The organism is Pseudomonas sp. S4_EA_1b (assembly GCF_016307435.1).
Classification (GTDB): domain Bacteria; phylum Pseudomonadota; class Gammaproteobacteria; order Pseudomonadales; family Pseudomonadaceae; genus Aquipseudomonas; species Aquipseudomonas rhodesiae.
This window is the reverse complement of sequence record NZ_JAEILC010000048.1, coordinates 35,104-54,020: the sequence shown is the minus strand read 5'-3', so window position 1 is coordinate 54,020 and position 18,917 is coordinate 35,104. Positions and strand designations below refer to the sequence as shown.

The window sequence follows — 18,917 nt, the reverse complement described above, 5'->3', positions numbered from 1 at the left end:
GCATCGTCATGGCCAAACCTGGATTTCGCCTCGCGTTGTTTGCCACCCTGCTGGCGCTGATCGTCGTGCTGCTGGGTGCCTATACCCGCCTGACCCACGCCGGTCTCGGCTGCCCGGATTGGCCCGGTTGCTACGGTTTTATTGGGGTGCCCAACAGTGAAGCCCAACTGGCCCATGCCGAATTGCATTTTCCCGACACGCCGGTGGAGGCCGACAAAGGCTGGAGCGAGATGATCCATCGCTACTTCGCCGGCACCTTGGGGCTGCTGATCGGCGTGTTGGCGGCGCGGTGCTGGAGCCATCGGCGCGATCCCGGACAGCCGGTGAAGTTGCCGCTGTTTCTGCTCGCCGTGGTATTCGCCCAGGCGGCGTTTGGTATGTGGACGGTGACATTGAAGCTGTGGCCGCAAGTGGTCACAGGGCACTTGCTGGGCGGCTTTGCCACCCTGAGCCTGCTGTTTTTGCTGACCCTGCGTTTGTCGGGAGTGTTACCGGCGTTGATCGTGCCGAAGCGCCTGCAATATTGGGCCACGGCCGGGCTGGTGTTGGTGATCGGCCAGATCGCGCTGGGCGGCTGGGTAAGTTCCAACTATGCGGCCGTGGCCTGTATCGACCTGCCCACCTGCCACGGTCAATGGTGGCCGGCGGCGGACTTTGCCAACGGTTTTCACCTGACCCAACATATCGGCCCGAACTACCTGGGCGGGCAGCTCGACAGCGAGGCGCGTACGGCGATTCACCTGACCCACCGCTTGGGCGCGGTCATCGTCACCTTGGCCCTGCTCGGTTTGGCCTGGCAACTGCGCGCGGTGGGCATGACGCGACTGGCGGGCCTGTTGCTGATTGCCTTGGCCGCGCAAATCGGCCTGGGCTTGAGCAATGTGTATTTCCATCTGCCGCTGCCGGTGGCCGTGGCCCATAACGCCGGTGGCGCCGGGTTGTTGCTGACGCTGGTGCTGGTCAATTACCACGCGCGTACCAGCCTGGTACGGGTGCGCAGTCAGCGGCCGTTCGGCTGGCGCTTTATCCCGCGCAAACAGATATCGGGCCTGACCACCCTTAAAGGAGAAATGCCATGGCGACCTTGACCGGCGCGCGGCACGACCAGGCGCTCTGGCGCGACTATCTGGAGCTGACCAAGCCGAAAGTGGTGGTGCTGATGTTGATCACTTCCCTGGTCGGTATGTTTCTCGCGACCCGCGCTGGCGTGCCGTGGACGGTGCTGATTTTCGGCAATCTGGGGATCGCTCTGTGTGCAGGCGGCGCGGCGGCGATCAACCACGTGGTGGACCGGCGGATCGACGCTGTGATGGCTCGCACCCATAAGCGCCCGTTGGCCCAGGGGCGCGTGCAGCCTGTGGCCGCCCTGGCCTTTGCGTTGGTGTTGTCAGTGGCTGGGCTGACGCTGCTGCTGGCGTTCACCAATCCGCTGGCGGCATGGCTGACCTTGGCATCGTTGTTGGGGTATGCGGTGATCTATACCGGGTTTCTCAAGCGCGCTACGCCGCAGAATATCGTTATCGGCGGTTTGGCCGGAGCGGCGCCACCGCTACTGGGCTGGGTTGCCGTCACTGGGCATGTCAGCGCCGAACCGCTGCTGCTGGTGCTGATTATCTTCGCCTGGACCCCGCCACACTTCTGGGCTTTGGCCATTCACCGCAAAGAGGAGTACGCCAAGGCCGATATTCCGATGCTGCCGGTAACCCACGGCGAGCATTACACCAAGGTGCATATTCTGCTTTATACCTTCGCCCTACTGGCAGTGAGCCTGATGCCCTACGTGATCCACATGAGCGGCCCGCTCTACCTGGGTTGCGCGCTGGTCTTGGGTGCGCGCTTTCTGCAATGGGCCTGGGTGTTGTACCGTGGCGGTCGGCCGCACGCGGCGATCAACACCTTCAAGTACTCTATCTGGTACCTGTTCCTACTGTTTATCGCGCTGCTCGTAGACCACTACTTACTGTTGAACCTATGACTCGAACTCAAAAAACCGTCTTTATCCTGGTGGCCATCGTCGCGTTGATCATGGGCCTGACCGTTAACAAAGTGCTCAACGGCAAAGGCCAGGGCGACCCCACCGCGCTGATCGACGCCGGCATCATCCTGCTGCCGCAAAGCCGCGCGCTGCCGCCGGTGACCATGACCAATCAGGACGGCCAGCCGGTGGTGATCAATGAATTGAAGGGTAAGTGGAGCCTGCTGTTCTTCGGCTACACCTTCTGCCCGGACATTTGCCCTACCACCCTTGCTCAACTGCGCCAGATCAAGAGCGAACTGCCCAAGGACGTTGTGGATAAGCTTCAGGTGATCCTGGTGAGTGTCGACCCCAACCGCGACACTCCGACCCAGCTCAAGCAGTACCTGGGCTATTTCGATCCGCAATTCCAGGGTTTGACCGGCGCAAATGTGGCTGAGGTGCAGAAGGTCTCGAACGCCGTGAGTATCCCGTTCATCCCGGCCGATACCAGCAAGCCGAACTACACCGTCGATCACAGCGGTAACCTCGCGCTGATCGGCCCGGACGGAACGCAACGTGGTTTTATCCGCGCGCCGTTGAACAACCAGAAGCTGGTGGCGCAATTACCAGGGTTGTTACAGCGTCAGTAGTAGCCGACACAAAAAATGTGGGGGGGCTTGCTTGGCCGATAGCAGAGTGTCAGTCGATGTAGATGTCGACTGAAGCATTGCCATCGGGGGCAAGCCCCCCCCCACATTTGCTTTGTGTTGCCTGAGGGGTCGGGGCCAGCGTCTGCTGTTGATTGGGATCGAGTTCACGCCGTAATGCTGAATTGAGATGCAAGCCCATCGGGTGGCCGATGTCAGAGGCACTGAACCACGGTTGGTCGTCGATTAGCACATTCGAGTCTTGCACAAACCTAATGTGGGAGGGGGCTTGCCCCCGATAGCAGGTGTCAGTCGATGTAGATGCCGACTGAAGCACTGCTATCGGGAGCAAGCCCCCTCCCAAATTGTCGATCGCCAGTGGACTGGGGATCAGTTTGTTTCTTCAGGATCAGAAAGCCGGCTTGATCGCACCTTTGTATTTTTCTTCGATGAATTGCTTCACCTCAGGGGTATGCAGCGCGGCGATCAGTTTCTTCACGGCGTCCGCGTCCTTGTTGTCTTCGCGGGTGACTAGGATGTTCACATACGGCGAGTCGCTGCCTTCGATCAACAGGGCGTCCTTGGCAGGGTCCAGCTTGGCTTCCAGGGCGTAGTTGGTGTTGATCAGCGCCAGGTCGACCTGGGTCAATACGCGTGGCAGGGTGGCGGCTTCCAGTTCGCGGAACTTCAGGTTTTTCGGGTTGGCGGTAATGTCTTTGATGGTCGACAGGATGTTGGTTGGGTCCTTCAGGGTGATCAGGCCGTTGTTGGCCAGAAGCAGCAGGGCGCGGCCGCCGTTGGTGGCGTCGTTAGGGATCACGACGTTGGCGCCGCTTGGCAGCTCGTCCATTTTTTTGTACTTGCTGGAGTAAGCACCCAGGGGCTCCAGGTGTACCCCGCCCACGCTTACCAAGTGAGTGCCCTTGGTCTTGTTGAACTCATCGAGGTACGGTTGGTGCTGGAAGAAGTTGGCGTCCAGGCGCTTCTCGGCCACTTGTACGTTGGGCTGCACGTAATCGGTGAACACCTTGACCTCGAGGTCCACGCCTTCTTTAGCCAGGGCCGGCTTCACGAATTCGAGGATTTCCGCGTGGGGCACCGGCGAGGCCGCGACGGTGAGGGTCTCGGCCGCGTGAGCGGAAAACGCGGCAACGGCGGCGAAAGCAACCAGTAGTTTTTTCATCCAGCAAGCTCCTTGTTCGGGCATCTGCCGGCAGTTGGCCGGCAATGGCCGTTATTTTCGAGAATAGTGTGTCACCAGCTTGTCGCCGATGGTTTGCAGAATCTGCACCAGCACAATCAACATGATGACGGTGACGACCATGACGTCGTCCTGGAAACGCTGGTATCCATAGCGGATCGCCAGGTCGCCCAACCCGCCGGCACCGACCACGCCGGCCATGGCGGTATAGCCCACCAGTGCAATGGCGGTCACGGTGATTGCGGCAATGATGCCAGGCTTCGCCTCGGGCAAAAGTGCCTTGACGATGATCTGCCGAGTAGTGGCACCCATGGCTTGCGTAGCTTCGATGATGCCGCGATCCACTTCGCGCAGAGCCGTTTCCACCAGCCGCGCGAAGAACGTCGAGGCGCCTACCACCAACGGCGGAATAGCGCCGGCCACTCCCAGGGATGTGCCGGTGATAAAGATCGTTGTAGGAATCATCACAATCAGCAGAATGATAAACGGGAGTGAGCGTATAGCGTTGACGATAAACGCCAGAACGCCGTAGGTGGCTTTCTGCTCCAGCAACTGACGTGGGCTGAACAAGAAGAGCAGGATGCCGAGCGGCAGGCCGACCAGCACGGTGAACAGCAGTGAGGTGCTGAGCATCAGCATGGTGTCACCGGTGGCGACCCAAATGTCGGCCCAATCCACCTTATCGAAGTAATGCAGTAACACGTCCATTAACGCAGGACCTCCATATGCACGTCGGCTGCGGTGAAGCGGGCGAAAGCTGCTTCCATATCACCGCCGGTGATGGCCAGAGTCAGTTGCCCGTAGGGAATGTCTTTGATGCGATCGATACGACCGGCAAGGATGCTGTAGTCCACTCCCGTCTCGCGCGCGACGGTACCCAACAATGGCGCGTAAGTCGCTTCGCCCTGGAATGTCAGGCGCACGATACGGCCAGGCACGTGAGCGAAGTCATCGCGCTGTTCGCTTTCGTCGATTTGGTCGGCTTCCTGCACAAAACGCTTGGTGGTCGGGTGCTTAGGGTGCAGGAACACATCCGCCACCGACCCCTGCTCGACGATCACACCGGCGTCCATCACGGCGACTTGGTCGCATACGCGACGGATCACATCCATTTCATGGGTGATCAGCACGATGGTCAGTTTCAACTCGCGATTGATTTCGGCCAGCAATTGCAGGACCGACGCGGTGGTCTGCGGGTCGAGGGCGCTGGTGGCTTCGTCGCACAGCAGGATCTTCGGCTTGGTTGCCAGGGCGCGGGCGATGCCGACGCGTTGCTTTTGGCCGCCGGAGAGTTGCGCGGGGTACTTCTTGGCGTGTTCGGACAGGCCCACGCGAGCGAGCAGTTCTGCCACCCGTTGGTCGATTGCCTTGCGCGACATTTCGCCGGCCAGGGTCAGTGGCAGCGCCACGTTGTCGGCGACGGTCTTGGAAGCCAGCAGGTTGAAGTGCTGGAAGATCATGCCGACCTGCTGACGGAAACGACGCAGGCCGTTGGCGTCCAGGGCGGTGACTTCTTCGCCATCGACCGTGATCTGACCGCCGCTGGGTTCTTCCAGGCGGTTGATCAAGCGCAACAGCGTGCTTTTACCTGCACCCGAATGGCCGATCAGGCCGAACACCTGGCCGTTCTCGACTCGCAGGCTGGTGGGATGCAGCGCGGGGATATCCCTACCGTCGACACGGTAGGTTTTATGGACGTTTTGAAACTCGATCACGTAGCGAACCTTGTGGGGCGCATGAAAAGGGATCAGCGGTTAGCCGGGCGCGCATTTTAGCCTGTCCGTATAGCGTTTCTTAGCATTTATTTCGTATCCAACCAGCGATTTGGCAATAACGCGATCAAAGGTCATAAAAAAGGAACGGCGCAAAACCCTGTCAGTCCCTACTTAAGCAACTCAATTTCCCAGGTGCCGTGCCTGGGGTTTTGCTCAAACGAGCCGGGGAACGCTCTGGCCACTTTGAATAAGGAGTTTTGACTGATGAGCACCAAGAAGCCAGCTACCCCGTCCAAGAGCGAACTCGCGGGGACCGATACCCTGGACCGCGGCAATACCAACGCCAAGCTGCAGGCCCTGGAAGCCTTTCGCTCCGATGCCACCGGCCAGGCTTTGCGTACCAACCAGGGCGTGAAGATTTCTGACAACCAGAACAGCTTGAAGGTCGGCTCCCGCGGCCCGTCGCTGCTCGAAGACTTCATCATGCGTGAAAAAATCACGCACTTTGACCATGAGCGCATCCCGGAGCGCATCGTGCATGCTCGCGGTACCGGCGCCCATGGCTATTTCCAGACCTACGAAGACCATTCGGCACTGACCAAGGCCGGATTCCTACGGACCCCCGAGCATAAAACCCCGGTATTTGCGCGGTTCTCCACCGTACAGGGCCCGCGTGGTTCCGGTGACACCGTGCGCGATGTGCGCGGCTTTGCCGTGAAGTTTTTCACCGAGGAAGGCAACTTCGACTTGGTGGGCAACAACATGCCAGTGTTTTTCATTCAGGACGCGATCAAGTTTCCTGACTTCGTGCATGCGGTAAAACCTGAGCCCCATAACGAAATTCCGACCGGCGGCTCGGCGCACGACACTTTCTGGGATTTCGTTTCCCTGGTGCCGGAATCGGCCCACATGGTGGTGTGGGCAATGTCCGACCGCGCCATTCCGAAAAGCCTGCGCGCCATGCAGGGTTTTGGCGTGCATACCTTTCGCCTGATCAACACTGAGGGCAAGTCCAGCTTCGTCAAATTCCACTGGCGTCCGAAGGTCGGCACCTGCTCCCTGGTGTGGGACGAAGCGCAGAAGCTTGCCGGTAAAGACACCGACTACCACCGCCGCGACCTGTGGGAATCCATCGAGAGCGGTGACTACCCAGAGTGGGAGCTGGGCGTACAGATCGTCGCCGAAGAGGACGAGCATAAGTTTGACTTCGACCTGCTCGACCCGACCAAGATCATCCCCGAAGAGTTGGTGCCCATCACGCCGCTGGGCAAGATGGTGCTTAACCGCAACCCAGACAACTTCTTTGCCGAAGTCGAGCAGGTGGCGTTCTGCCCGGGTCATATCGTGCCGGGTATCGATTTCACTAACGACCCGCTGCTGCAAGGCCGTCTGTTTTCCTACACGGACACGCAGATCAGCCGCCTGGGTGGTCCGAACTTCCATGAAATCCCGATCAATCGACCAGTCGCGCCGTTCCATAACGGCCAGCGCGACGCGCAGCACCGCAGCGTGATTGATAAGGGACGTGCCTCTTACGAGCCGAACTCCATCGATGGCGGCTGGCCGAAAGAAACCCCGCCGGGCCCGACCGACGGTGGCTTCGAAACCTATTACGAGCGCGTCGACGCCAACAAGGTACGTGAGCGCAGTGAGTCGTTTGGCGATCACTTCTCCCAGGCCACGCTGTTTTTCAACAGCATGAGCCACCACGAGAAAGAGCACATTATTGCCGCTTACAGCTTTGAGCTGGGCAAGGTCGAGCGCGAGCATATTCGTGCGCGCCAAGTGAACGAGATCCTCGCCAATATCGATTTGGAACTGGCCAAGCGTGTGGCGCAGAACCTGGGTCTGCCGGCACCGACCAAGGGCACCGTGCCGCCACGCGAAACATCGGTGAAAACGTCGCCAGCGTTGAGCCAAGTGAACCTGCTCTCGGGGGATATCAAGACGCGCAAAGTGGCGATTCTGGCCGCCAACGGCGTGGATGGTGCCGCGATTGATGCTTTGAAAAAGGCTTTGGAGGCCGAAGGGGCTCACGCCAAATTGCTGGGGCCGACTTCGGCGCCGGTGAAGACGGCCGATGGCAAAACCCTGGCGGTGGATGCGTCGATGGAAGGCATGCCGTCCATTGCGTTCGATGCGGTGTTTATCCCTGGCGGCAAAGACTCGGTGAAAGCCCTGAGCGGCGACGGTGTGGCATTGCACTACGTACTGGAAGCCTACAAGCACCTGAAGGCGATTGCCGTAGGGGCGGATGTGAAGCCGCTGCTGGATCAGCTGAAGCTAGAGGCGGATGCGGGGCTGATCGTCGGCTCGGATGCCAAAGCGTTCAAGGCGTTCTTCGCCGCGATTGCACAGCACCGGGTCTGGGAGCGTGAGCCGAAGGCCGAGGCGATTCCGGCTTAAGGCAGGAGTTGCTAGTTAGATAGCTATCGGGGGCAAGCCCCCTCCCACATTTGAATGTATTCACAGTTCAATGTGTGGGAGGGGGCTTGCCCCCGATGCTTTTACTTCACTGCGCCTTGCGCGGAATCAGCACGATCTGCGCCGGGATCTTCTTCAGAATCTGCCGGTGAATCTTCAGGTCATATCCCGAATCAATGCGCTTCACCCGTTTGGTCAGCAGGCTGGCCAGCCACGGGTAATCTTCTGTGCGCGGCACCTGGATGCTCACGTCGCACTGGTAATTCACCACGTCGGTGGCGATGGCGTCGAGCTGATGGCGCATGTCTTCGATGTTGGTGAGGTTCAGCGCCACGGTGGTGCTCGGTGCTGCCGGGTCGATGACCTTCGCGGCGGGCTTGGCTTCGGCGGCTTTAAGGGCCTCTTCGGCTTGATCCAGCTCGGCTTTACGGGCGTGAGTGATAGCGCTGTTGACGCCGCCGGTCAGCGCCGGTGCTTTTGGCATCAATGCCCGGGCGCGGCTCAAGGCGGTGGCGGCCGCGTTGACGTCGCCTTTTTGCAGCACGATTTGGCTGCGTTGTAGATAGGCTTCGGCCAGTTGGCGCTGGTAGGTTTCCAGCGCCGGATCATTGGGCGTCTGGGCCTGCAGGGTGGCGAGTTGGTCTTCGGCGGTGGCCAACTCACTGCTGGCCAGGTTTTGCTCCAGCTGCGCGATGGCCGCAGCACGCGGGTCCGTGGCCTCCGGGGCAGCGGGCGGTGTGCTTTGACAGGCACCCAGCAGCAGGGAAAATGCGGCAAGGAGCAGATAACGTGCGGTGAACGGCTTCATTCCTGCGACTCTCTATTTGCGCAAAAAGCGAGCAAGTCTACACCCCTCGACGGGGCAGGACAAAACTCAGCAGAAACAGGGCGGCGGCGGTGACCACGATCGACGGTCCGGCCGGCGTGTCCTTGAACCACGACAACGCCAGGCCCCCACACACCGCAAGCATCCCCAGCAGGCTGGCGCCAATCGCCATTTGCTCCGGTGAGCGGGCGTGACGCTGAGCGGCCGCGGCGGGGATGATCAGCAACGATGTGATCAACAATACGCCGACAATCTTCATCGCGACAGCAATCACCACCGCGATCAATAACATCAAGGCCATGCGCAGGGCGGGCACCGGCAAGCCTTCGACCCTGGCCAGTTCCTCATGCACGGTGATCGCCAGCAGCGGGCGCCACAGCGTCACCAGCAACACCAGCACCATCGCGCTGCCGCCGAGGATCCAGGCCAGGTCGGTGGGGCTGATTGCCAGCAGATCGCCGAACAGGTAAGCCATCAGGTCGATGCGCACTTCATGCATAAAGCTCAGCACCACCAGGCCCAGGGACAAGGTGCTCGGTGCCAGGATCCCCAGCAAGGTGTCGGAAGCCAGCGGCTGGCGCTGTTGCAGCGTCACCAGCAGCACGGCCAGCAGCAGGCAGCCGGCGGTCACGGCGATGGTCGGGCTCACATCCAACAGGAAGCCCATGGCTACGCCCAGCAGCGCGGCGTGTGACAAGGTGTCGCCGAAATAGGCCATGCGCCGCCAGACCACGAACGAGCCCAGAGGGCCCGCGACCAGTGCCAGAGCCAAGCCTGCCAGCAGGGCGTAGAGCAGAAAATCAGCCATGCTTGCAGCTATCTCCGTGAACGTGGGTATGGGGGACGCTCGGGTCGTCGACCACCGCGCCATGCAGGTCATGGGCGTGGTCATGATGGTGATGGTAAATCGCCAGGCTTTGCGCGTTTTTGCCGAACAACTCGACAAATGCCGGGTCGCCGCTGACTTGTTCCGGGTGGCCCGAGCAGCACACATGGCGGTTGAGGCATACCACTTGGTCGGTGGTGCTCATCACCAGATGCAGATCGTGAGACACCATCAGCACGCCACAGCCGTGGCGGTCGCGCAGGCGGGTGATCAGGCTATACAGTTCGGCCTGGCCGGCGACGTCGACGCCCTGCACGGGCTCGTCCAGCACCAGCAGCTCCGGTTCGCGCAGCAGTGCGCGGGCCAGCAGCACGCGTTGCATTTCGCCGCCGGAAATACTTTGTACCGGGCTGTCGATCACCTGTTCGGCGCCGACTTCCTTAAGTGCGGCTTGGGCGCGGGCGCGGTCCACGCCGGGCACCAGACGCAGGAAGCGCAATACGGACAGCGGCAGAGTTGGGTCCACATGCAGTTTCTGCGGCATATAGCCCACGCGTAGCTTGGGCTTGCGCCACACACTGCCGCTGTCGGGCTTGAGCAGGCCGAGCACGGCGCGCACCAGCGTGGTCTTGCCGGCACCGTTAGGGCCGATCAGTGTGACGATCTGCCCCGGCTCCACGCTGAGCGCGATGTTATCCAGCACGTTTTGCCCGGCGAACTTGACGCCGACCTGCTCCAGACGGATTAACGCGTTGCTCATCAAGCCCCCTGGCAACCCGAGCACAAACCGACCACTTCGACGGTTTGCCCTTCGACTTGGAAGCCAACGTCGGCGGCGCTGTGGATAATCGCATCGCTGATGCTTTTTTGTTCAAGCTCGATGGCCGCATGGCACACCCGGCAGATCAGGAACTGGCCCTGGTGCGCATGCTCCGGGTGGTTGCACCCGACAAACGCGTTGAGGGAGGCGATACGGTGGACCAGGCCGTTTTCCAGCAGGAAATCCAGCGCGCGATAAACCGTAGGCGGCGCGGCGCGGCGGCCGTCCTGCTCGCTGAGCACGCCGAGAATGTCGTAGGCGCCCAGTGGTTTGTGGCTCTGCCAGACCAATTCCAGCACGCGCCGCCGCAGCGCGGTCAGGCGCAGGCCTTGGCGTGCGCACAGCGCATCGGCCTCCGACAGCGCGCTGTGCACGCAGTGAGAGTGGTCGTGGGGACGGCTGGCAAGCGGTGTTATAGGCATGAGCGGCGACAGATATTTGATAGAGACGTTATTATGTTACCCGTTCCTACGCCATTGAGTGGTCATCGTGTCCCGACTTTTTCCCGTTTTTGTCGTATTTGTCACCAGTTTATTCATTGCCGGCACCGCTCAGGCCGACGTCAAGGTGCTCACCAGCATCAAGCCGTTGCAGCTGATCGCCGCGGCGGTGCAGGACGGCGTGGCGGTTCCGGAAGTGCTGTTGCCGCCGGGCGCGTCGCCGCATAACTTCGCCTTGCGCCCCTCCGACGTACGGCGTGTGCAGTCGGTCGACCTGCTGTATTGGATCGGGCCGGACATGGAAACCTTCCTGCCTCGCGTGCTCAAAAATCGTACAGCCACAACTGTGGCCGTGCAGGACCTGCCTGGCATGCAATTGCGCCGTTTCGCCGAAGATAGCCATTCCCACGCCGATGAAGACGAACATGATCACGATCACCGTCCAGGCAGCGTGGATGCCCACTTGTGGCTATCGACAGTGAACGCCCGCGTGATTGCCGCGCGCATGGCCTCCGATCTCGCCAGCGCCGACCCTGCCAATGCCGCGCGTTATCAGAGCAACGCCAAGGCTTTCGCCGCACGCCTGGATGCGTTGGACGCGCGCTTGAAGACACGTCTGGCCGGCATCGGCGACAAGCCCTACTTCGTCTTTCACGAAGCCTTCGATTACTTCGAAGCTGCCTACGGCCTCAAGCATGCCGGCGTGTTCAGTGTTGCCGCTGAGGTACAGCCGGGGGCTCAGCACGTCGCGGCAATGCGTACGCGGTTGCAGGAAGTGGGCAAAACCTGTGTGTTCAGCGAACCGCCGCTGCGTCCGCGTTTAGCTGAAACCCTGGTGGCAGGGTTGCCGGTAAAACTGGCGGAATTGGATGCTTTGGGCGGTTACACCCCGGCGACCGCGCAAGGTTATGAGCAGGTGCTGGAAAAGTTAGGCAATGACCTGGCTGGGTGCCTGGAGTCGTTGTAAGTCTTAGTGCAGTTCAAATGTGGGAAGGGTTTGCCCCTTCCCGCATTGTTGACCGGATCGGCGCTTAGAGCGCGAATGGCAGGTTGACCGTGACCTGCTGACGCTGAGCCAGGCGATGTTCGAACTCGGCGGGATCGTGAATGAGAACATCCTGCCCGGCAAACGACTCTGCCGCGATCAAGCGCGAGAGCCAGAAGCGTACACACGCTACCCGCAGCAGGGTCGGCCACAGCTCGGCTTCCTTGGCGGTAAATGGCCGCAGGCTCGCGTAGGCGCCCAACAGTGCGCGAGCGCGGGGTGCGTCGATCACACCGTCGGCGTCCGAACACCAGTCGTTCAGGGCAATCGCCACGTCGTACAGCATCGGGCCCGAGCAGGCGTTGTAGAAGTCGATCAGACCGGTCAGATGTGTGCCTTCGAACATCGCGTTGTCGCGGAACAGGTCCGCGTGCACGTTGGCCCGAGGCAAGGCCAGGATCTGAGCCTTATGGGCGGCGATTTCATCCAGCGCGCCTTGCAACAGGCGCTGCTGGGCACCGTTAAGATGTGAAATCAGCTGGTTGCCCTCACTGAGCATCCAGTCCAACCCGCGATCGGTCTTACGCTCCAGCACCTTGTCGCCCTGAGTCGCCAGATGCAGGTGACCGAGCAATTCGCCGACCTGGGCGCAGTGCTGGGCATTGGCATCTTTGATGTGCTTGCCGGCCAGGCGCGGCTGCAACAGCGCCGGTTTGCCGGCCAGTTCGCGCAGGGCCACGCCATCGGTTGTACGCAGGGCGTATGGCACGGGCAGGTTGGCGTCGTGGAGTACGTCCAGCAGCTCGATGAAGAACGGCATTTCCTGCACCGGGCCGCGCTCAACCAGGGTCAGGACAAACTCGCCCTGCTCCAGGCTGATAAAGAAGTTGGTGTTTTCGCTACCAGCGGCAATCCCCTGGAAGTCAAGCAGGCGGCCGAGCCCATAAGGGGCAAGAAAGGTTTCCAGCTCGGGCCGAGCCAGGGGGGTAAACACAGACATGGTTAAAACTGCCAGTACGGGCGCCGCGGTGGGCGGCGCCAATTGAAGTTAAGAAGTCATTTCCATTCGAAGATCTTCCATGACGGGATCAGCATATCCGGCTGGTCGGAGCGGATGAAGTTCGCATCGGTTCCGTCTGCGCGCACCAGGAAATAGGGCGGGCCCTTCTTAGGGATCACCTTGATTGCGTACAGGAAGCCATTCTGACGATATTCCTGAATAGTCTTATCGCCTTCCGTGCGAATGGTAACTTGCGGGTCGCCCGAAGGCGCATCGTCTGCCGCCATGGCAGCCATCGGAGCGAGTGCGATCAAGCCGGTCAACAGCAGGCGATTGAATGTACGCATGATAACCTTGTCCCTTTGTTTTCATTGGTCCGGCTATTCTAGCGCCTGACCCGCCGAAAAGGTTGATCCTGCTCATGAGCCAAGCCCCCCTCGTCCTGGTGGACGGTTCGTCCTACCTGTACCGCGCCTTCCACGCGCTGCCACCGCTGACCACCTCCAAAGGCCTGCCGACCGGTGCGGTCAAAGGCGTCTTGAACATGCTCAAAAGCCTGCGCAAGCAGTACCCGGACAGCCCGTTCGCGGTGGTGTTCGACGCTAAGGGTGGGACTTTTCGCGATGACATGTACGCCGAATACAAGGCCAACCGCCCCAGCATGCCTGATGACATGCGCCTGCAGATCGAGCCGCTGCACCAGAGCGTGATCGCCTTGGGCTTCCCGTTGCTGTGCGTCGAAGGCGTCGAGGCCGACGACGTGATCGGCACCCTGGCGCGCAGCAGTGCGGCCGCTGACCGTCCGGTAGTGATCTCCACCGGTGATAAAGACATGGCGCAGTTGGTCGACGGGCACATTACCTTGGTCAACACCATGACCGGTAGCGCCTTGGACGTGGAGGGCGTAAAGGAGAAATTTGGCGTCGCTCCCGAGCAGATCATCGACTATCTGGCGTTGATGGGCGATTCGTCCGACAACATCCCCGGCGTACCGGGCATCGGCCCCAAGACTGCGTCCGGCCTGCTGGTGGGCGTCAATGGTGGCCTCAAAGAGCTTTATGAGCAGTTGGATATCGTGCCGACGCTGCCGATCCGTGGGGCCAAGAACCTGCCGGCCAAGTTGGAAGAACACAAGGAAATGGCGTTTCTTTCCTACCAATTGGCGACGATCAAGATCGATGTGCCGCTGGACGTGGGCTTGGATGACCTGCATCTGATCGAACCGGACCGTGAAAAACTGCTGGAGCTGTACACCCTGCTGGAGTTCAAGAGCTGGTACGACGAAGTGCAGCGTGATACCAAACGCGTCGAACTGAAGGCCTCGACCGAAGCGGCCCCCGTCGCAGCGGTAGCGGAGGCAGTGGTAGTGGCCCCTGTTGAAGCGGTCTACACCACCATCTTGGATCAGGCCACGTTCGACGTCTGGCTGAAGAAGCTCGACGCTGCAACGTTGATCGCGTTCGACACGGAAACCACCGGGATCGACGCTCATCAGGCGCAATTGGTCGGCGTGTCCTTTGCTGTGCAGCCCCACGAAGCGGCCTACGTCCCCCTAGCCCATTCCTACATCGGCGTACCGCAGCAACTGGATCGCGACAGCGTATTGCTCGCCCTGAAACCGCTGCTGGAAGATCCGAACAAGCTCAAAGTCGGCCAGCACGCCAAGTTCGACATGAACATCCTGGCCAACTGTGCCATCGGCGGCGACCCCGCGCACGGCATCACGGTGCGCGGCATTGCATTCGACACCATGCTCGAATCCTACGTGCTCAATTCCACCGCGACCCGGCATGACATGGACAGCCTGGCGAAGAAATACCTGGACTACGACACAGTCAGCTTCCAAGACATCGCCGGCAAAGGCGCCAAGCAACTCACCTTCGACCAGATTCCACTGGAGCAGGCCGGGCCTTATGCGGCTGAAGATGCCGATGTGACGCTGCGTCTGCATCAGGCGCTGCATGCGCGACTGGCCGCCATCCCGAGCTTGGCCAGTGTGCTGACGGACATCGAAATGCCGTTGGTACCGGTGTTGGCACGCATCGAGCGTCAGGGTGCTTTGGTGGATGCGCAGCTGCTGGGCGTCCAGAGCATCGAACTGGGCAACAAGATGGTGGAGCTGGAGCGCCAAGCATTCGAGATCGCCGGTGAGGCGTTCAACCTGGGCTCGCCCAAACAACTGGGGGCGATTCTTTACGAAAAGCTCGGGCTTCCGGTACTGAAGAAAACCGGCAAAGGCCAGGCCTCCACCGCTGAAGAAGTGCTGGCCAAGCTGGCCGAAGATGACTACCCGTTGCCCAAAGTGCTGATGCAGTACCGCAGCATGAGCAAGCTCAAAAGCACATACACCGACCGCCTGCCGGAGCAGATCAACCCGCGCACCGGGCGTATCCACACGTCTTATCACCAGGCAGTGGCGGCGACCGGTCGACTGTCGTCCAGTGACCCGAACCTGCAGAACATTCCGGTGCGTACCGCCGAGGGGCGACGGATTCGCCAGGCGTTTGTCGCACCCAAGGGCTACAAGCTGCTGGCGGCGGACTATTCGCAGATCGAGCTGCGCATCATGGCGCACTTGTCCAAAGATGAAGGGCTGATGAATGCCTTCCGTCATAACCTGGATGTGCACACGGCCACGGCGGCCGAAGTGTTCAAGGTCGAGCTGGGGGCGGTCACGTCCGACCAGCGTCGCAGCGCCAAGGCGATTAACTTTGGTCTGATCTACGGCATGGGCGCGCAAAAGCTGGGTAAGGACATTGGTGTCGATACCAAGACGGCCAAGGCTTATATCGACGTCTACTTCGCCCGCTACCCAGGAGTGCGCGAGTATATGGAGCGCACTCGGGCCCAGGCGGCCGATCAAGGTTATGTCGAAACCTTCTTCGGGCGCCGGCTGTACCTGCCGGATATCAACTCCAATAAACCCCAAGAGCGCGCCGCGGCGGAACGCACCGCGATCAACGCGCCGATGCAAGGCACGGCGGCGGACATCATCAAGAAAGCCATGGTGCGGGTGGATAACTGGCTTACCGACTCGGGCCTGGACGCCAAGGTGATCCTGCAAGTGCACGACGAACTCGTACTGGAAGTGCGTGAAGACCTGGTTGCGCAAGTCAGCGAGAAGATCCGCGAGCATATGAGCGCCGCAGCCCAGCTGGATGTGCCGTTGCTGGTGGAAGTGGGCGTGGGTGATAACTGGGATGAGGCGCACTGATAACGGGCGCTTTGCCATCGCTAAGGGTGGTGGCATTGCGCTTTATGTCGGAAAGACCTGACAGTTATTTCCAATAGTTTTCGGGCAATTCGGAACTAAACCTGTGAACTGCCACTCAGAGTTACTGAATGGGTGGTGAAGCCCTTCAATGCTCCTATGTTGTGTTAAGTGTTGGCAGATATCTGGACCCCGCCCTAGCGGTCCGGAACTTGAACCCCGAACTTCCCCTCCCCATAAGAAGTCCGGGGTTTTTTTTGCCCGCAGAAAAGTTACTCGGCGATTTCCGCGCCCTTGTCCGCCAACTCCATCCAGCCCGCTAGAACGGTGTAAGCCTCTTCCAAGCCCATGCGCTTAGGCGCGGAGAACAATTGGATGGTGATCGTATCGCCCCAACCCTTGCGGATTTCCGACTGCACTTTGAGCAACGTATTCTTGGCCGCGCCGTAGGTCAGCTTGTCGGCTTTGGTCAACAGGATGTGCATCGGCATGCCGCTGGCGACCGCCCAATCGAGCATCAGCAGGTCGAAGTCGGTCATTGGGTGGCGGATATCCATCATCAGGATCAAACCCTTCAAACTCTCCCGGCCACCCAAATAAGCCTCCAGGTGACGCTGCCAGTGCAGCTTCAACGGGATCGGTACTTTCGCATAACCGTAGCCTGGCAGGTCGACCAGACGCCGATCATCGTCTAGCTTGAAGAAATTGAGCAGTTGCGTGCGGCCCGGAGTTTTCGAGGTGCGCGCCAGGCTGGCGTGGGTGAGCGTGTTCAGGGCGCTGGATTTACCGGCATTGGAGCGGCCGGCGAAGGCGACTTCAAAGCCTTCGTCATCGGGGCATTGGTCAACTTTGGCGGCGCTGAGCATAAACGTGGACTGTTGGCACAGGCCGAGGATGGGATTCTTGAGTTGCATGAGATTTCCGATGTGGGCGGTGCCGAAAAAGGGTGCGGCAAGCGGTGTCGTTTCCGTTTCAGTGGCGCCAGTATATAATGCCGCAGATTTTGTGTGTGCTTTGTCCCAGCGAAGGATGAAGTTCACGGGAGCGATAGACCTTCATTGCGCATTAGAACGCAAAACGCTCTCAAACCCTGAAAAGGTCGATGTATGACCAGATGGTTGCTCGCTGTCGGTGTCCTGATTCCGCTTTACGGCGCTCAGGCTACACAGGAACCGGAAGCGCTGTACAACCGAGTTTGCGTGGCTTGCCATGCTGGCCAGTTGCCGAACGCCCCGAAGCGGGGTGATCAGGCAGCCTGGGCGCCGAGATTGGCGCAAGGTATGGACACGCTGGTACAGCACGTGAGCCAGGGTTTCAAGGCAATGCCGCCGCGTGGTTTGTGCATGGACTGCAGTACTGAGGATTACCAGGCCGTCATTGAATGGATGGTGAGTAAACCCGGTAGATAACTCTTAAACCCTTAGCCGTAGTTGGATTAGCTGATGAACAAACTGATCGTGAGTCTGCTGTTGACCCTGGGCATCACCGGTGTTGCCCATGCTGCAGGCGACGCTACTGCGGGCCAGGCGAAAGCCGCCGTGTGTGGTGCTTGCCACGGACCGGATGGCAACAGCCCGGCGCCGAACTTCCCCAAACTGGCCGGCCAGGGTGAGCGTTACCTGACCAAGCAGTTGCAGGACATCAAGTCAGGCAAGCGCACGGTGCTGGAAATGACCGGCTTGCTGACCAACCTCAACGATCAGGATCTGGCGGACATCGCGGCGTATTTCGCCAGCCAGAAAGGCAGTGTGGGAGCTGCCGATCCGAAACTGGTAGCGCGTGGCCAGAAGCTGTTCCGTGGTGGTGACCTGGATAAAGGCCTGCCGGCTTGCACCGGTTGCCACTCGCCCAATGGCGCGGGTAATGCCGCCGCCGGTTTCCCACATCTGGGCGGCCAGCACGCTCAATACATCGCTAAGCAACTGACCGATTTCCGCAAGGAAGAAGCCGGTCGTGCCAACGATGGCGATGCGATGACCATGCGCACCATCGCCCGCAAGCTGAGCGACGAAGACATCGCGGCAGTGTCCAGCTATATCCAGGGCCTGCACTGATCGGCGCGGCGACGTTAACGCTCGATTAATCCCGCGATGCAAGCATAAAAAGGGTGGCCATGGCCGCCCTTTTTTGTGGCCGCTGCCGTTACACTAACGAACTCATGCCTGCGTCGACCGGTCACAACTAAGGTCGCGTGAGGCGACTTTATTTGTCCAGGAGTAAAGCATGCGTAATCTGATCCTCAGCGCCGCTCTCGTCACTGCCAGCCTTTTCGGCATGACCGCTCAAGCTGCCGATGTGCCGCTTGAAGCCGGTAAGACCTACGTCGAATTGGCCAACCCAGTGCCCGTCTCGGTGCCGGGCAAGATCGAAGTGGTTGAGCTGTTCTGGTACGGCTGCCCGCATTGCTACGCTTTTGAACCGACCATCAACCCGTGGGTTGAGAAACTGCCTAAAGACGTGAATTTCAAACGCATCCCGGCCATGTTCGGCGGCCCTTGGGATGCCCACGGCCAACTGTTCCTGACCCTCGAAGCCATGGGTGTCGAGCACAAGGTCCACAACGCAGTGTTCAACGCGATTCAGAAAGAAGGCAAGCGTCTGACCAAGACTGAAGACATGGCTGACTTTGTTGCCACCCAAGGTGTCGATAAGGATAAGTTCTTGGCCACCTTCAACTCCTTCGCTATCCAGGGCCAGATCAAACAGGCCAAGGAGCTGGCGCAGAAATACGGCGTGCAAGGCGTTCCGACCATGATCGTCAACGGCAAATACCGTTTCGACCTGGGTTCCACTGGTGGGCCTGAACAGACCCTCAACGTTGCTGACCAACTGATCGCCAAAGAGCGCGCAGCCAAGTAAGGGGCC

General features: G+C 60.2%; 19 protein-coding genes. 9 read left to right on the top strand and 10 right to left on the bottom strand.

Features of this window, described 5'->3' with window-relative positions:
- Positions 1–8 precede the first annotated feature (8 nt).
- From YA0848_RS17245 to YA0848_RS17235, 3 genes are read left to right on the top strand one after another with little or no spacing between them, the layout of a single operon-like run.
- A complete protein-coding gene (locus YA0848_RS17245) occupies positions 9–1,088 on the top strand; it encodes a COX15/CtaA family protein (protein WP_034101696.1) in 1,080 nt (359 codons plus the stop codon).
- On the top strand, positions 1,076–1,975 hold the full coding sequence (gene cyoE, locus YA0848_RS17240; RefSeq protein WP_034111134.1) for a heme o synthase: 900 nt from the start codon (positions 1,076–1,078) through the stop codon (positions 1,973–1,975). Before YA0848_RS17245 ends, cyoE begins: the two co-directional genes overlap by 13 nt.
- The gene (locus tag YA0848_RS17235) at positions 1,972–2,607 is read left to right on the top strand and encodes an SCO family protein (protein WP_034101699.1); all 636 of its coding nucleotides are present in this window, start codon (positions 1,972–1,974) and stop codon (positions 2,605–2,607) included. The genes cyoE and YA0848_RS17235 overlap by 4 nt, the downstream gene beginning before the upstream one ends.
- Positions 2,608–3,013: 406 nt before the next feature.
- On the opposite strand, the gene YA0848_RS17230 is transcribed toward YA0848_RS17235, so the two are convergent.
- The 3 genes from YA0848_RS17230 to YA0848_RS17220 are packed head-to-tail and all read right to left on the bottom strand — an operon-like array spanning position 3,014 to position 5,520.
- Complete coding sequence (locus YA0848_RS17230) at positions 3,014–3,787, bottom strand: MetQ/NlpA family ABC transporter substrate-binding protein (RefSeq protein ID WP_047882318.1); 774 nt, start codon at positions 3,785–3,787, stop codon at positions 3,014–3,016.
- Positions 3,788–3,838: 51 nt separating this feature from the next.
- The gene (locus YA0848_RS17225; RefSeq protein WP_034101701.1) at positions 3,839–4,513 is read right to left on the bottom strand and encodes a methionine ABC transporter permease; all 675 of its coding nucleotides are present in this window, start codon (positions 4,511–4,513) and stop codon (positions 3,839–3,841) included.
- The gene (locus tag YA0848_RS17220) at positions 4,513–5,520 is read right to left on the bottom strand and encodes a methionine ABC transporter ATP-binding protein (RefSeq protein WP_034111136.1); all 1,008 of its coding nucleotides are present in this window, start codon (positions 5,518–5,520) and stop codon (positions 4,513–4,515) included. The genes YA0848_RS17225 and YA0848_RS17220 overlap by 1 nt, the downstream gene beginning before the upstream one ends.
- Before the next feature lie 264 nt (positions 5,521–5,784).
- Here YA0848_RS17220 and katE point away from each other — a divergent pair, with 264 nt between their 5' ends.
- Positions 5,785–7,926 carry a catalase HPII gene (gene katE, locus YA0848_RS17215; protein WP_169902268.1) on the top strand — a complete coding sequence of 714 codons (2,142 nt, stop codon included), beginning with the start codon at positions 5,785–5,787 and terminating at the stop codon, positions 7,924–7,926.
- Positions 7,927–8,032: 106 nt separating this feature from the next.
- Here the strand turns inward: katE and YA0848_RS17210 are convergent, their stop codons facing one another.
- The 4 genes from YA0848_RS17210 to zur are packed head-to-tail and all read right to left on the bottom strand — an operon-like array spanning position 8,033 to position 10,838.
- Positions 8,033–8,752 (bottom strand): PA5502 family lipoprotein, encoded by a 720-nt coding sequence (locus tag YA0848_RS17210; RefSeq protein WP_034111139.1) that lies wholly within the window; start codon positions 8,750–8,752, stop codon positions 8,033–8,035.
- 37 nt (positions 8,753–8,789) lie between these two features.
- A complete protein-coding gene (gene znuB, locus YA0848_RS17205) occupies positions 8,790–9,578 on the bottom strand; it encodes a zinc ABC transporter permease subunit ZnuB (protein WP_034101706.1) in 789 nt (262 codons plus the stop codon).
- A complete protein-coding gene (gene znuC / locus YA0848_RS17200) occupies positions 9,571–10,356 on the bottom strand; it encodes a zinc ABC transporter ATP-binding protein ZnuC (RefSeq protein ID WP_034101708.1) in 786 nt (261 codons plus the stop codon). Before znuC ends, znuB begins: the two co-directional genes overlap by 8 nt.
- Positions 10,356–10,838 carry a zinc uptake transcriptional repressor Zur gene (gene zur / locus YA0848_RS17195; RefSeq protein ID WP_034101709.1) on the bottom strand — a complete coding sequence of 161 codons (483 nt, stop codon included), beginning with the start codon at positions 10,836–10,838 and terminating at the stop codon, positions 10,356–10,358. Before zur ends, znuC begins: the two co-directional genes overlap by 1 nt.
- Before the next feature lie 58 nt (positions 10,839–10,896).
- On the opposite strand from zur, the gene YA0848_RS17190 reads away from it, so the two are divergent.
- Entirely contained in the window at positions 10,897–11,823 is a 927-nt protein-coding gene (locus YA0848_RS17190) for a zinc ABC transporter substrate-binding protein (protein ID WP_094064489.1), read from the top strand.
- A gap of 64 nt (positions 11,824–11,887) precedes the next feature.
- On the opposite strand, the gene YA0848_RS17185 is transcribed toward YA0848_RS17190, so the two are convergent.
- Both YA0848_RS17185 and YA0848_RS17180 read right to left on the bottom strand, forming a co-directional pair.
- Positions 11,888–12,841, bottom strand: a complete 954-nt coding sequence (locus YA0848_RS17185) for a homoserine kinase (protein WP_034101711.1) — start codon at positions 12,839–12,841, stop codon at positions 11,888–11,890.
- Between the two features lie 56 nt (positions 12,842–12,897).
- Positions 12,898–13,188: a DUF2782 domain-containing protein gene (locus YA0848_RS17180; protein WP_034101712.1), complete on the bottom strand. Its 291-nt coding sequence runs from the start codon at positions 13,186–13,188 to the stop codon at positions 12,898–12,900.
- Between the two features lie 74 nt (positions 13,189–13,262).
- On the opposite strand from YA0848_RS17180, the gene polA reads away from it, so the two are divergent.
- Positions 13,263–16,055: a DNA polymerase I gene (gene polA, locus YA0848_RS17175; RefSeq protein ID WP_169867678.1), complete on the top strand. Its 2,793-nt coding sequence runs from the start codon at positions 13,263–13,265 to the stop codon at positions 16,053–16,055.
- A 269-nt stretch (positions 16,056–16,324) separates the two neighbouring features.
- On the opposite strand, the gene yihA is transcribed toward polA, so the two are convergent.
- Positions 16,325–16,966 (bottom strand): ribosome biogenesis GTP-binding protein YihA/YsxC, encoded by a 642-nt coding sequence (yihA, locus tag YA0848_RS17170; RefSeq protein ID WP_003187369.1) that lies wholly within the window; start codon positions 16,964–16,966, stop codon positions 16,325–16,327.
- A gap of 192 nt (positions 16,967–17,158) precedes the next feature.
- On the opposite strand from yihA, the gene YA0848_RS17165 reads away from it, so the two are divergent.
- The 3 genes from YA0848_RS17165 (at position 17,159) to dsbA (ending at position 18,911) form a co-directional block, all read left to right on the top strand.
- Positions 17,159–17,461 carry a c-type cytochrome gene (locus YA0848_RS17165; protein WP_034101715.1) on the top strand — a complete coding sequence of 101 codons (303 nt, stop codon included), beginning with the start codon at positions 17,159–17,161 and terminating at the stop codon, positions 17,459–17,461.
- A 33-nt stretch (positions 17,462–17,494) separates the two neighbouring features.
- A complete protein-coding gene (locus tag YA0848_RS17160) occupies positions 17,495–18,106 on the top strand; it encodes a c-type cytochrome (RefSeq protein ID WP_169902267.1) in 612 nt (203 codons plus the stop codon).
- A gap of 169 nt (positions 18,107–18,275) precedes the next feature.
- Positions 18,276–18,911, top strand: a complete 636-nt coding sequence (gene dsbA / locus YA0848_RS17155) for a thiol:disulfide interchange protein DsbA (protein ID WP_034111146.1) — start codon at positions 18,276–18,278, stop codon at positions 18,909–18,911.
- The last annotated feature ends 6 nt before the right edge of the window (positions 18,912–18,917 follow it).